Annotated in this window: 11 protein-coding genes; 1 reads left to right on the top strand and 10 read right to left on the bottom strand. The window is 44.7% G+C overall.

The window, feature by feature from the left end; translation table 11 throughout:
* Nucleotides 1-35: 35 nt before the first annotated feature.
* From BN3456_RS12815 to BN3456_RS12775, 9 genes are all read right to left on the bottom strand, one after another.
* Nucleotides 36-1,346 carry a dihydroorotase gene (locus BN3456_RS12815; protein WP_089984652.1) on the bottom strand — a complete coding sequence of 437 codons (1,311 nt, stop codon included), beginning with the start codon at nt 1,344-1,346 and terminating at the stop codon, nt 36-38.
* 90 nt (nt 1,347-1,436) lie between these two features.
* Nucleotides 1,437-3,251 carry a DUF6320 domain-containing protein gene (locus BN3456_RS12810; protein ID WP_089984650.1) on the bottom strand — a complete coding sequence of 605 codons (1,815 nt, stop codon included), beginning with the start codon at nt 3,249-3,251 and terminating at the stop codon, nt 1,437-1,439.
* Nucleotides 3,252-3,254: 3 nt separating this feature from the next.
* Nucleotides 3,255-4,202: an alpha/beta hydrolase gene (locus BN3456_RS12805; protein ID WP_089984648.1), complete on the bottom strand. Its 948-nt coding sequence runs from the start codon at nt 4,200-4,202 to the stop codon at nt 3,255-3,257.
* A gap of 31 nt (nt 4,203-4,233) precedes the next feature.
* Complete coding sequence (locus BN3456_RS12800) at nt 4,234-6,129, bottom strand: ABC transporter ATP-binding protein (RefSeq protein WP_089984646.1); 1,896 nt, start codon at nt 6,127-6,129, stop codon at nt 4,234-4,236.
* Nucleotides 6,122-7,873, bottom strand: coding sequence for an ABC transporter ATP-binding protein (locus BN3456_RS12795; protein WP_089984644.1), 1,752 nt, complete (start codon nt 7,871-7,873; stop codon nt 6,122-6,124). The genes BN3456_RS12800 and BN3456_RS12795 overlap by 8 nt, the downstream gene beginning before the upstream one ends.
* Nucleotides 7,836-8,837 (bottom strand): AraC family transcriptional regulator, encoded by a 1,002-nt coding sequence (locus tag BN3456_RS12790; protein ID WP_089984642.1) that lies wholly within the window; start codon nt 8,835-8,837, stop codon nt 7,836-7,838. Before BN3456_RS12790 ends, BN3456_RS12795 begins: the two co-directional genes overlap by 38 nt.
* A 33-nt stretch (nt 8,838-8,870) precedes the next feature.
* Nucleotides 8,871-9,653 carry a ParA family protein gene (locus BN3456_RS12785; RefSeq protein ID WP_089984640.1) on the bottom strand — a complete coding sequence of 261 codons (783 nt, stop codon included), beginning with the start codon at nt 9,651-9,653 and terminating at the stop codon, nt 8,871-8,873.
* Nucleotides 9,654-9,681: 28 nt separating this feature from the next.
* Nucleotides 9,682-10,701 (bottom strand): asparaginase, encoded by a 1,020-nt coding sequence (locus BN3456_RS12780; protein WP_089984639.1) that lies wholly within the window; start codon nt 10,699-10,701, stop codon nt 9,682-9,684.
* A 20-nt stretch (nt 10,702-10,721) separates the two neighbouring features.
* The gene (locus BN3456_RS12775; RefSeq protein ID WP_089984637.1) at nt 10,722-11,282 is read right to left on the bottom strand and encodes an HD domain-containing protein; all 561 of its coding nucleotides are present in this window, start codon (nt 11,280-11,282) and stop codon (nt 10,722-10,724) included.
* Between the two features lie 219 nt (nt 11,283-11,501).
* Here BN3456_RS12775 and fabG point away from each other — a divergent pair, with 219 nt between their 5' ends.
* A complete protein-coding gene (gene fabG / locus BN3456_RS12770) occupies nt 11,502-12,233 on the top strand; it encodes an elongation factor P 5-aminopentanone reductase (protein WP_089984635.1) in 732 nt (243 codons plus the stop codon).
* Here the strand turns inward: fabG and BN3456_RS12765 are convergent.
* Nucleotides 12,213-13,586: an MATE family efflux transporter gene (locus BN3456_RS12765; RefSeq protein ID WP_242862879.1), complete on the bottom strand. Its 1,374-nt coding sequence runs from the start codon at nt 13,584-13,586 to the stop codon at nt 12,213-12,215. The genes fabG and BN3456_RS12765 overlap by 21 nt on opposite strands.
* Nucleotides 13,587-13,590: the final 4 nt, after the last annotated feature.

Here is a 13,590-nt window from a genome sequence, read left to right as displayed (position 1 = left end):
CCTCCAAAATAGTCTGAATTATCTGAAAACGAACATCAAAGGGGACAGTCCCCTTTTTCATTGTTCACTTTTTCATTATACACAATCTTTCCGTCGGCGATTGTGCAGCGCACTTTTCCTTTCACCGGATATCCGTCAAAAGGTGTGTTTTTTCCTTTTGACAGGAAGGTGTTTTTATCAATTTTGTATTCGGCAGCCGGATTGAATATGACCAGATCTGCTGTTTTTCCGGGTGATACGGAGCCTTTGTCTTCAAGTCCCAGTATTCTTGCCGGGTTATAGCTCATTTTTTCTGCCATCTGCATGGGTGTCAGTATGCCTTTTTCCACCAGTTCTGTGTAAGTCAGACATGCGGAGGTCTCCAGTCCCACGATTCCAAATGCTGCTTTTTCCATGGGGAGGTTCTTTTCTTCTTCGGCATGGGGTGCGTGATCTGTGGATATGACATCCATGATATCATTCTTCAGACCTTCCCGCAGTGCCTCCACGTCTTCTTTTGAGCGAAGAGGCGGGTTCATCTTATACTGTCCGTTGTTCCTGTCAATGTCTTCGTCCGACAGGATGAAATGATGAGGGCATACCTCCCCTGTCACCGAAAGACCTTCTTTCTTCGCAGCCTCCATCATCCTTACACTGTCTGCTGTGGAACAGTGGCACAAATGCAGGTGCACTCCTGTCTCTTTTGCCAGCAGGATATCTCTTGCTACAATCACATCTTCCACACTGTTGGTAATCCCTTTTACTCCCAATTCATCTGCCTTTCGGCCGGCATTCATCACGCCGCCTTCCACCATTGTGATATCTTCACAGTGTGCAAAAACAGAGATGTTATTTTGTGCTGCCAGGCGCATACCCTTTCTGTACAGGGAGGCAGTCATCACAGACTTTCCATCCTCACTCACCGCGCGGCAGCCTGCCTGGGCCATTCCCTGTATATCCGCCAGTTCTTGTCCCAATTGTCCTTTAGTAACCGCTCCAAGCTGAATCACGTGTACCAAAGATTCCTCTTTGGCTCTTCGGTGCAGCTCTTCCACCATTTCTTTTGTATCTGTAACTGGTTTTGTGTTTGGCATGGCGCACATTGTTGTGACTCCTCCGTGGGCCGCGGCCTTCCCCCCGGTCTCCAGGGTTTCTTTATAGGTTAACCCGGGATCTCGCAGATGTACATGGAGATCTATAAATCCCGGCATAACATAACAGCCGGAAGCGTCAATGACTCTGTCGGCAGATTCAGAAAGATTCTGTTCTACTTTCCGGATCAGGCTTTTTTCTACCAGCACATCACTGATGGCATCCAGGCCCGTTAGAGGATCCAGAACATGACCGTTCTTAATCAGTAATTTCATAAATATATCCTTATCCTTCCGTGAAAAACAACGTGTCTCAGATATTGCTATAGGTTATAATACCACAAACAACATAAACAATACAATCCGCTACACATGAAATTTCTTATGCATCTCTTCCCGGAATTCCTTGCCTTTAAATATAATCAAAGCCGCCAAAACCAGGAAGCAAACGACAATGCAGGCTGTAGAAATAATCTGTAGTTTTATCACTCCTGTCAGCAGCAGTATCAGGGGCAAAATGCCCCCATATCCTCCGGCCATAACAAAATAAATCATATATTCCCTGGCCGTGTGCCTCTGTACCTTCGCGATGATAAGCATAGAAAGCAGAACGGACATGCAGACAATGGGAAGTACAAAATCTACGGACCAGCCATGCCAGCCGGTAAAGATATCCCACAAAATGCAGCTTACGGATACAATAATAAGCTGCCACATAGCATTTTTCATCAGATTATACCGCTTTACAAATCCAACCCAGGTTGCCAGCCACATACTGCCTATTCCCGCAGCGGTAAATAATGCCCACCTAACCTGCGGATGAAAGCTGAAATTGACTGCCACAAAAGCTGCTGCGGCCGCCAGACATAAAAAAGAATACATGCGGAATATTTTGATTTCCAACTCCCTGGGTACGTCAGGCTGAGGATATTTCGGCTTATCTTTCTCTGCCTGAATGCCCTGTTCCCGCAAAATCCGATAAAAATTCCGCTGAATGTTCTCCGTGTCGTATCTGGAAGTAAATCCCAGCGTCAGCTTGTCCCCAAAAGAACACATGCACAGCTCCATCTTCGGCGTGTTGGTGAAAACACCAAACCTATCGATGTAGGGTATATAATCTTCCGGAATGTGGACCGCACTCATATTAGAAAACACAGCCGTCACATTTTTTTCCGCATAATACGCTCCCGCCTTAATGCATAAATTTTTCAGCTCCAGAGGGGCAAGTCTGAGTACAGGGTGCATCTCCAGGGCAATCAGTTCATTTACGTGCTCTGCGACACGTTCTGTTGTCAGCTCCGTCTCAAAATATGTCTTAATCCGGTTCAGTACATCTTCAAAGTCCCCCTGGTTCCCTCCAAAGTCATACCCGGGCTCAATCCAGTTAAAGAAATTCAGCATAGAATCGGATGAAAAAAACTTTCTGAGGTTCACCGGCACCATAAGAACCACCGGGTGCTTTTCCTGCTGCCTGGACATTTCCTGATGAATGGCCAACATGTAAACCGCCGTCAGAAATACTGTCATAGAGACTCCCAGCTCCCTGGAGCGGGAAAGCACAGCTTTCACAGAAAGCACTCTTTCATTTATCTGCAGAGCCCCGGCTTCCTTGCGGGGTTTCTTCAATTGAAATGCCCGGGGCTTTCTTACTTTTGCTCTTTTTACCTCTGAATAGTATTTGTAGAAGCTGTCGTTTTCCTGATCCTGTACAGTCATATTTTCATCTCTTAAGGACACATCAGACAGCCCCTCGGCTTTGTGGCTCAAATATAAATAATTCTTTACAAGTTCCCGCAGAAATTCAGTGGCCCCCGTACCGTCAGTCAGTGCATGGAATACTTCAAAGTTAATGCGCTTCCCATAATAAGTTACCTCAAATAAAAGCGTCTTTTTATCCCTCACATACAGATTGCTGCAAGGCTCTCTGTGTTCTTCCTCCACCACCGGTCTGAGTTCGCTTTTCTCCAGATAATGCCAGAACATTCCCTTTCTCATAATAGATAAAAATACCGGATAAACTTTTAAGGTTTTATTGAGTGCTTCCTGCAGCTTTTTGGGATTCACTTCTTCTTTCAATATGCAATAAAAACGAAATACCCGTGTATCCTTTTTATTGCTGGTTGCTGAGTACAACTTAGCCGCATTATCTAACTTCCGCCAGTACTCTCTCTTCTGCTGCACTTTCTACACCTCCCCCGCCGACTCACTTCCAAGGAACCGGTTAATGTGATCAAAACTTTCTTTCACATAGGAATTTTTAATTCCTAACGCAACATAACCATGCAGCGCATCCTGTATCCGCTTGATTTCCACATGATTTCCAGCTTCCCTAAGCTTCAGTCCATAGGCTTCCCCCTCATCTCTAAGGGGATCGAACTGGGCTGTAATAATCAAAGTATCCGGCTGATTTGACAAGTCCTTCTCCAGCAGCGGCGCAAAATAGGGATTCTTTTTGTCCTCTTCGCTTCCGGCGTACAAATCTATATAATCCCGCATCTTTCCCGCGGTCAGCAAATAATCTGTACCATTCTCCCGCACAGAGGCAAAAGGAGACTTCTCTGAATAATCATTGTAGACGGCCGGGTAGAGCAAAATCTGCCGCTTTGGCATAAACTCCCCCCTATCCCTGGCCATTAGCGAAAGAGCCGCTGTAAGATTGCCTCCCGCACTGTCCCCGATCAGGGTAATATCCTCCGGGTCAGTATTTAAGATAAACCTGTTTGTAAAGATTGCCTTCGCCACCGCATAGCAGTCCTTAAGCCCTGTGGGAAACTTATTCTCCGGCGCCAGCCTGTAGTCGACTGCAACAACTACCTGTTCTGCAGCATTTGCAAGTCTGGCACAGATTCTCTCATAGTTGTCCACACTCTCGGTCACCCAACCGCCTCCGTGGATAAAGAGGAGCACCTTATACAGATTCGGCCCGGTATTCTCAAATGCCCTCTCATGGGGGAAAAATATCACAGTCGGTACTTCAAATTCTCCATTATAAATTGGATAATTTATCTTTCTGTAGAAAATCTTCAGGGGATCCAATCTCTTTAAATCAGCCAGATGCCTGGAGGCCTCCACCTCAATTCCATCGAAAGAAAGTGCTTTTAAAATTTTTCTTGCTGTAGGGTTAATCGCCATGCAGTTCTCCTCATCTCTGTGAATATGAATTTTATGATAGTTCAAAAGCTCCTGTGTACAACTGATAATATTTTCCTTTCTGGGCAATCAGTTCTTCATGGTTTCCTCTCTCCATAATATGTCCATGTTCCAGTACCATGATGACATCTGAATTCTGCACAGTGGAAAGTCTGTGGGCAATTACAAATGTGGTTCTGCCCTTCATCAGCGCGTCCATCCCTCTCTGCACAATATTTTCCGTCCTTGTATCGATAGACGAGGTTGCTTCATCCAGTATCATAACCGGAGGATCCGCCACAGCTGCCCGGGCAATGGATATCAGCTGACGCTGCCCCTGAGAAAGACCGCCTCCATCCCCTGTCAGTACTGTATCATAACCATCGGGAAGCATCCGGATAAACCCATCTGCATTTGCCAGTTTTGCCGCCGCAATACACTCCTCGTCGGTGGCTTTAAGATTTCCGTATTTCAGGTTTTCCATAATCGATCCTGTAAATAAACTGACATCCTGGAGCACCATCCCCAGCGAACGCCGGAGATCCTCTTTTTTTATCTTATTAATGTTAATACCGTCATACCGTATCTTTCCGTCTGAAATATCATAAAACCGGTTGATCAGATTTGTTATGGTCGTTTTACCTGCACCTGTCGCGCCGACAAACGCCACTTTCTGCCCAGGTTTTGCATATAAGGTAATATCATGAAGTACAGTCTTATTTTTCTCATATCCAAAATCTACGTCAAACATCCGTACTTCACCTTTCAGTTTGGTATAGGTAATGGTACCGTCTTCGTGAGGCTGTTTCCATGCCCACATTCCCGTATGTTCCGGGGCCTCTGTCGGTGTGCCGTCCTTGTATCTGGCATTGACCAGTGTGACATAGCCATCATCTGTTTCCCCCTTCTCATCTATCAGCCGGAAGATTCGTTTTGCACCTGCAAGAGCCATTACAATGGAACTCAACTGCTGGGAAACTTGTCCGATAGGCTGGGAAAAACTTCTGGAAAGCTGTAAAAACGAGGCAATCATACCGAGTGTAAGCACACCCACACCGGTAAGGCTGATATTCGCCACTCTGCTGATTGCCAGAGTTCCTCCCACAATAGCTACCAGAACATATAATACGTATCCAAGATTTCCCATAACCGGCATAAGGATATTTGAATAGGTAAATGCCCTGGCAGACTCATTGAATAACTTTTCATTTTTCTTCTCAAAGTCTTCTTTTGCCTTTTCTTCATGACAAAATACTTTTACAACCTTCTGTCCGTTAATCATTTCTTCAATATATCCGTTCACATCTCCGATAGACATCTGCTGCCGGATAAAGTATTTCCCACTGTTTCCCGCAATCTTTTTTGCAGTCAGAAGCATGACCATTACGAACGCCAGAACAAACAAAGTGAGCCACACACTGACTGAGAGCATGGCAAAGAATACAGCAGCCAGTGTAATCACCGATGAAAAAAGCTGGGGTACGCTCTGGGACATCATCTGCCTGAGTGTATCAGTATCGTTGGTGTAATGACTCATGATATCACCGTGTGAATGGGTATCAAAATACTTGATAGGCAATGTCTGCATATGAGCAAACATCTCATCTCGAATGTTCTTTAATACCCCCTGGGATACCACCGCCATTGTCCTGTTATAAAACAAGGTGGCCAGCACCCCGAGCAGGTATATGCCGGCTAATACCATAACTGCCCGCAGCAGACCGCTGAAATCAGGCACGGCCTGAACCAGTATCGGGGTGATGTAATCGTCAATCAGTACCTGCAGGAATAAAGACGACAGAACACTCGCCCCTGCACTTATCAGTATACATATCAATACAAAGAGAAATCTCCCCTTGTATGCTTTTAAATAGGACAGAAGACGTTTTAATGTCTGTGTATCCAGTTTTTGCTTTTTCTCCCTATTCATCTTTGGTGCCTCCCTTCTGCTGAGATTCATAAACTTCCCGGTAAATCATATTATTTTCAAGTAATTCTTCATGTGTCCCAAAGCCGTCAACCTTGCCGTCATCAAGTACAATAATTTTGTCCGCATCCTGGACAGAAGAAATTCTCTGGGCAATAATAAGCTTTGTGGTATCCGGGATTTCCTCCATGAAGGCTTTTCGGATCAGGGCATCCGTCCTGGTATCTACCGCGCTGGTAGAATCATCCAGGATTAAAATCTTGGGCTTTTTTAAAAGGGCTCTTGCAATACAAATTCTCTGCTTCTGTCCGCCAGACACATTGGAACCGCCCTGCTCAATATAAGTATCATATCCGGCCGGAAATTCCCTGATAAAATCATCCGCCTGTGCAAGAATGCAGGCATGAATCAGTTCTTCCTCTGTTGCCTTTTCATCTCCCCAGCGGAGATTCTCCTTAATGGTACCGGAAAAGAGCTCATTCTTCTGAAGTACCATAGCCACCTGATTTCGCAGAGCCTCCACATCATAGTCTCGGACATCCACGCCGCCAACCTTCAGATCACCCTCAGTCACATCATAAAGTCTTGGTATAAGCTGTACCAGGGTTGATTTAGAAGAACCCGTTCCGCCTATAATGCCAATTGTCTCCCCAGAAGCAATTTTTATGTTGATACCTGACAGGCAATTCTTATCTGCCTTTCTGGAATAACAAAAGGAGACATTTTCATACTCTATAGAACCGTCCTTCACTTCCATAACGGGATTTTCCTTGTCCTTCAGGTTACTTTCCTCTGTAAGAACCTCCACAACTCTTTCCGCAGATGCCTTGGAAACTGTAAGCATAACAAAAACCATGGAAAGCATCATCAGGCTCATTAAAATCTGCATGGAGTAGGTTATCAGGCTCATCAGTCCGCCTGTACTCAACCCCTTCGCCGGATTCCCGCCGCTTGCAACAATCATTCTCGCCCCAAACCAGGAAAAAGCAAGCATGCACGCATACATGCAAAACTGCATCAGCGGCATATTGAAGGCAAGCATCTTCTCGGCCTTTGCGAAATCCTTATAGATAGAACCGGAAATATTCTGGAATTTCTCATTCTCGTGTTCTTCCCTTACAAATGATTTCACAACGCGGACACCTCTTACGTTCTCCTGCACAACAGTATTCAATTTATCATAAGTTCTGAAAACTCTTCTGAAAATTGGATGCACACCTGACATAATGAGATACAGTCCGATACCGAGAATCGGTATACAGATCAAAAATGCAACAGACAGTCTTGCACTCACTCTGAGAGCACAGACCAGAGAAAAAATCAGCATCATTGGGGCCCTCATCGCCATACGGATCATCATGTGGTAAGCCGTCTGTAAATTAGTCACATCCGTTGTCATTCTAGTCACAAGACTGGACGCAGAAAACTTGTCAATGTTGGAAAATGAAAATTTCTGTATGTTGGCATACATATCTGTTCTCAGATTTTTTGCAAGTCCCGCCGACGCATAAGCGGCTGTTCCTCCCGCAGCTGCCCCGAAAAACAATGACAGCAATGCTGCGAGCAGCAGAAAAATTCCCACTTTCCATATATACCCCATATCCCCTTCGTCAATTCCATAATCAATCAGTTTCGCCATAAGCAGAGGGATGATAACCTCCATAAATACCTCCAGTGAAACCAGTATAGGCGTCAGGATAGAATTTCTTTTATGTTCTCTGATGCTTTTTGCCAATGTCTTTAGCATATAATTTCTCCTTCTCTCTATATTCCTTTGGGCTCATCTTGTATTTTTCTTTAAACTTTCTATAGAAATAGCTTGTATTGTCATAGCCCACCGATTCTATAATATCGGCAACAGGCAGGGTACTGCTTGTCAGCAGATATGCCGCCTGTCCCATCCTCCTGGCCTGCAGAAGTTCCTTGTAAGTTCTGCCTGTCAGCTTTTTAATTTCACGGCTCAGCCAGTATATATCATAGCCCAGCATTTCCGACAGCTCCGACAAGCTTCCATTTTTATAGTGTTCGTCCACATAACTCAAGACAGCTCCTGTCAGTTCCTTGTCAAACTGACTGCTGCCTGTCTCCATTTTATCCATATAATTTAATAACTGCAGCAGCAAAAGCCCCATAGTGATCTGATTCAGGCTGCGCTTATTCGGTATGTTATAAAAAATAGTCCAAACCATATTTTCCACAAGATTCTGAACCGGAAGCACATCTGCTACATGGAAATACAGATAGGAAGTCATTTCATTTTTCCCACACAAAGTGCCAACCAGAAATTCCTTCAATATGTTATCCTCAGCACCCATCATGGAAAATGCCATGTTAAAAAATTCCGGCAATATAATGAAGTTCACCGCAATATCATTGTCCTGCGCCGGCAGAATTTCCTGCTCTGCATTCTGGTTCATAAACAGCAGATCCCCCTGCTCCAAAACAACCTTGTTTCCATTTAATATATGTGTCGTTGAACCCTGACACATATAGATTACTTCTACATAATTGTGACGGTGCTTTGGAAAATGGACAAAACGGGTGTGAGGCCGGACCTGAATCAGCTTGCCTTTCTTGAGCAGCTTTTCGCAATCTATAATCCATTCCTTTTTTTCGGTATAAATATTCTGATCGATTCCGTCTCTTCCGTCCAATATTTTCCGCTCTTCTTCTGTAATTACCGACAGTTCCTTTAATAATTCTGCATCCATGCGCTCACCTGTTTCTATCTAAACATCCTTATCCTAAAAACCGTCAATCTCCCTTGCCAGCTCCATATACTCCGCAGCACTTCTGCAGCCCTTCTTATATGCCATAACGGGAGCATTATTGTCCTGGGACCACTCAATGCTGCTGTCCACACGGATATATGTATCAAAAACTTTTATATCATCCAATTGTTTTAAGGTCTCCAAGGTCTGTTTAAAATAATTTTTTCTTGTATCTACTTTGGTAATTACAATCCCGCCTGCTTTAAGTTCCGGAGCAATCTGCTTTACCTGCTCCAGAAACTCAAACATATTTCCCAGGCCAAACATCCCCCAGGGAGTTGCCTCTGCGGGTATAATTACCTCATCAGAGGCACAGAGAATATTCATCACCCAGCCTCCCAGGGTGGGAGGCGCATCTATAAAAATGTAATCATAGGTCTGTGCTTCCCTGATGTTTTTTATACACTTTTTCAATATATATTCTCTCTGCCATTTGGTAAATAGTTCATATTCTATGGAACTCATCAAAGTGGAAGACAAAATTAAATCAAGATTATCGTAAGGAGAGCGGACAATATAGCCGCTTAAATCCTCCTGCTTTTTGATTCCTTCGTATAAGTTTTTCTCACCTCTTGCAAATTCCAGAACCTGTTCCTCGTCAAAATAGGATAAGGAAAGATTCAGCTGCATGTCTCCGTCGATTAAAAGAACTTTCCTGCCCAGCTCAGCCAGAGCATATCCCACATTTGCGCAGGTCGTGGATTTACCGCTTCCGCCTTTATTATTCGCAAAACATATTACTTTTGTCTTTCTCACTTTCATGCCTCCGTATCTGCCTTATAGCTTATTCTTTCTTCTTTCTGTATCCAAGTATATCATGGTTCACTGTGCGGTAAAATTCCATTTTCAGCTCCTCATAAGCCATATCAGATCTTGCCATCAGCCACATGGCCTTTGTAATAGCAGCTTCCAGTGTCATATCGTAAGTCTCTAGCAAATCCAAATCCTGCTTTACTTTCTTTCCTACTTCGTACACCGTCATGTCACTGCCCTCCCTGGCAACCTGGGTCGCAACAATGGCCAGTCGTCCCTGTTCGCGGCAGTCTGTCATAAGCTCATAGAATTCCTCTGTAAGATACTCGGGGATGCCCCCCACACCATAGCTTTCAATTACAATGCATTTATATTTTCCGAACAGATAAGCCAAAATCTCCGGATCCAGTCCCGGTATCAGCTTAAGCACATAGATGCTGCCGCTCATTTCGTGAAAAAAGCGTACATCTCCTGAGCACGCCTCCTCCGGTATATAACGCAGTATTTCCTGTTCCCTGATGACTGCCAGATAAGGAAAGTTAATACTTGAAAATGCATTATAGCTTTTTGCCCGCTCTTTTTTTGCCCTGGTCCCCACTATGACTTTTCCATCAAATACAATGTTTACATTATGAGAATCCTCATGGGAGGCGTAGATAAAGCTGTCAAGCAGGTTAGTCCTGGCATCTGTGTTTTCCTCGTTGATTGGTTTTTGAGCACCCGTTATTACTACAGGCTTTCTGGAATTCTGTATCATATAGGATAAAGCCGCAGCTGTAAAGGCAAGTGTATCTGTCCCGTGGCAGACTACGAATCCATCATATTTTTCATAATTTTCTTCAATTGTATGGCTGATCAGCTGCCACTGGTGCAGCGTCATGTTTGTGCTGTCCACATTGCACACCTGAAGTGTGTGTACGTCACATACCTTTTTCACTCCTGGGATATATCCAATCAGTTCCTCCGTAGTAATAGCCGGTGTCAGGCCACCTTCCGTCCGCTTGCAGGCGATTGTCCCACCGGTTCCTATCATCAATATTTGCTTTTTCATAGTCTTTTTCTCCAATTTAGTTACCACTTTGGTGACGCCGGCTCCCTGCCGAAATTTTTCTCTACCAGAGCACAGTATTCTTCATAAGCCGGAACGCCTTGGAGATTCTCCTTAAGAGAATCTCGGACGCCCTTGTAGTACCAGCCGATAGCGGCTTTGCTGTTCATGCGGAATCTTTTCCACAGCTCTTCTCCCAAAACCGGGTATTCTCTGTCAATATCCCGCATATTTGACAGCTTGTCCGCCAGGGCGATCATCTGCACTTCCTTTGAGGCCGACTTTAAACGCCGGATTGTAGTGCCCTTTCTCTCTTCCCAGGTTTTGGATTTATCTTCACTTTCTTCTGCAACCAGAGAGGCCACATATTTCCCGAATCTCTTTTCCAGTATTCCCTCCGTTACCCCGGGGCAATCCTCCATCGTATCATGAAGGACGGCCGCAGCTATAAGCTCTTCGTCTTTAGTCATTGACGCCACAATATCTGCCACTTCCACAGGATGAACAATATATGGTCTCTTTGTCCCTTTCCTGAACTGTCCCTCGTGTGCCTTTGATGCAAACTCCAACGCTTCATCAAACATCTTCCCGGTTCCTCCATATACTTACGTATGACCTCTTCTATTATTGTCTTGTAAAGAAATCATATCATACACAATTCGGAATCACAACCAAAAACATTGCAGTTCGTCTATTCAAATCTATTATTCTCCGCCGTATACCACTGCTGCTAAAAACCTTTCAGCACCTTATATCTTATGCTATAATAGAACCTAGGAAATATAAGAAAGAAGGGTTTGTGTATGTATAAGAAATGTGCGCTGATCACCGGAGCATCCAGGGGCATAGGAAAAGCCTGTGCTCTTGCTTTTGCCCAGGCAGGTTATCAAATTTTTATAAATTGTCGGAACTCTATAAGTGAACTGGAGGCTGTACAGAAACAGATCTTGTCAGAAGAAGGGGCTTGCCGGATACTTCCCGGAGATATGGGCAGTTCTGCAGATGTGAGGGATGTTTTCCGTCAGATTGAGGAATCCGCTAAAGGATTGGATGTGCTGGTTAATAACGCTGGAATATCCTATATCGGACTGCTCACAGACATGACAGATTCTGACTGGGAGAATATACTTCACACGAATCTTTCTTCTGTCTTTTACTGTTCTCGGGCGGCTATTCCTTATATGGTATCTCAAAAATCAGGAAAAATCATCAACATTTCCTCCATGTGGGGGACTTCCGGCGCCTCCTGTGAGGCAGCCTATTCTGCAACAAAAGCAGGGGTCAATGGCCTTACAAAAGCACTGGCAAAGGAACTAGCCCCCAGCAACATTCAGGTAAATGCCATCGCCTGCGGTGTCATCGATACCGACATGAATGCCCAGTTGTCTAAAGAAGAGCGTCAGGCGCTGATGGATGAAGTCCCTGCTGGACGGTTTGGCTCTCCAAAGGAGGTGGCGGACCTTGTTCTCGGCCTTGCCAAGAGACATTCCTACCTTACAGGACAGATTATCGGATTAGACGGTGGCTTCCTGTAGACTTTCCATTTGTTTGGTTTCCCTGTGAGCGAAGAAAATGGCGAGAAATGCCGCTGCAGCATCCGCTATAGGACCTGCATACATCACGCCGTCAATCCCCATAAAGATTGGAAAAATAAATATCAGCGGAAGCAGAAACACTACCTGCCTCGTCAGAGACATGACAATGCCCAGCCTTGCCTTTCCAATAGATGTAAAGAATCCGGAGGACATTGGCTGAATTCCGTTTGCAAAAGTCATGAACATAAAGATTTTGAAGTACCTTTCTGCAAAGTGGAAATATTCTTCACTTCCTGTTCCAAAAATGCTTACAATCTGACGGGGGAATATCTGGAAAGATAAAAAGAATACCGTGGCGACCACGGTGCAGATGACTGCTGACTTCTTATAGGTCTCTCTGACACGCTCATACTCTCCTGCCCCGTAATTGAATCCCCATATTGGCTGGCTGCCCTGAGAAATTCCGATACAAATTGCCATAAAAACACCATTCACTTTAGAGATAACCCCTGCACATGCCAGAGGAATATCACTACCGTACATGGAAGAAGCTCCATAATGGCGCAGAGTATTATTCATTGCGATCTGAACCGCAGCCATGGCAATCTGATTGATGCAGGATGCCATACCAAGTGAAACGATGCTCTTCAAATGCAGAGCCTTTGGCCGAAATGCTGCCTTGTTCAGCTCCATTTTCCTAAATTTTACAAAGTACAGTATAACAAGAAGTCCTGATACTACCTGTCCGAAGACTGTGGCAATTGCCCCGCCTTGAATTCCCCAGTGGAACCCAAAAATAAATAGGGGATCCAGTATCGTGTTGAGCACTGCCCCTGTCATCATGCACGCCATAGAATATATGGGGCTTCCATCAGCCCTGATTAAATGATTGCCGCCTGTCGTGAGTACAAAAAATGGGATTCCCAGGGCTGTAATGCTTGTGTAATCCCTGGCATAGGGAAGCACATCCTTTGTAGCTCCAAAAGCATGAAGGAGAGGCTCCAGAAACAGTAATATAACAGCTGCAATTACAAGGCCGCTTAGCAGAAGAGTCGTAAGACCGGACCCGGCTATCTCAGAAGCTCTCTCATCTTTTCCGGCCCCTGCCTCAAGATTATAATTTGCAGCGCTGCCGATCCCCAGTAAAAGAGAAACTGCCGTGGCTATAATTGTGACGGGAAATGCGATATTAGTAGCTGCATTCCCCAGCATGCCAACGCCTTGTCCGATAAATATCTGATCTACAATATTGTACATGGAGCTTACCAGCATGCTGATTACTGCCGGTATCGCAAACTTGCCGATTAATTTTCCTACTGGCTCTGTAGCCAGTGTGTTATTTGTTTTTTCCATTTAA

The sequence above is a fragment of the Clostridium sp. C105KSO13 genome (genome assembly GCF_001517425.1).
In the GTDB taxonomy this organism is placed as follows: domain Bacteria; phylum Bacillota; class Clostridia; order Lachnospirales; family Lachnospiraceae; genus Muricomes.
The sequence above is the reverse complement of the archived record's forward strand: the minus strand, read 5'-3'. Positions and strand labels throughout refer to the sequence as shown.

Bases quoted from the DNA above. Each gene is read 5' to 3' on its own strand.
- BN3456_RS12815 (WP_089984652.1), bottom strand. From the start codon at position 1,346: ATGAAATTACTGATTAAGAACGGTCATGTTCTGGATCCTCTAACGGGC.
- BN3456_RS12805 (WP_089984648.1), bottom strand. From the start codon at position 4,202: ATGGCGATTAACCCTACAGCAAGAAAAATTTTAAAAGCACTTTCTTTC.
- BN3456_RS12800 (WP_089984646.1), bottom strand. From the start codon at position 6,129: ATGAATAGGGAGAAAAAGCAAAAACTGGATACACAGACATTAAAACGT.
- BN3456_RS12795 (WP_089984644.1), bottom strand. From the start codon at position 7,873: ATGCTAAAGACATTGGCAAAAAGCATCAGAGAACATAAAAGAAATTCT.
- BN3456_RS12790 (WP_089984642.1), bottom strand. From the start codon at position 8,837: ATGGATGCAGAATTATTAAAGGAACTGTCGGTAATTACAGAAGAAGAG.
- BN3456_RS12780 (WP_089984639.1), bottom strand. From the start codon at position 10,701: ATGAAAAAGCAAATATTGATGATAGGAACCGGTGGGACAATCGCCTGC.
- BN3456_RS12775 (WP_089984637.1), bottom strand. From the start codon at position 11,282: ATGTTTGATGAAGCGTTGGAGTTTGCATCAAAGGCACACGAGGGACAG.
- fabG (WP_089984635.1), top strand. From the start codon at position 11,502: ATGTATAAGAAATGTGCGCTGATCACCGGAGCATCCAGGGGCATAGGA.
- BN3456_RS12765 (WP_242862879.1), bottom strand. From the start codon at position 13,586: ATGGAAAAAACAAATAACACACTGGCTACAGAGCCAGTAGGAAAATTA.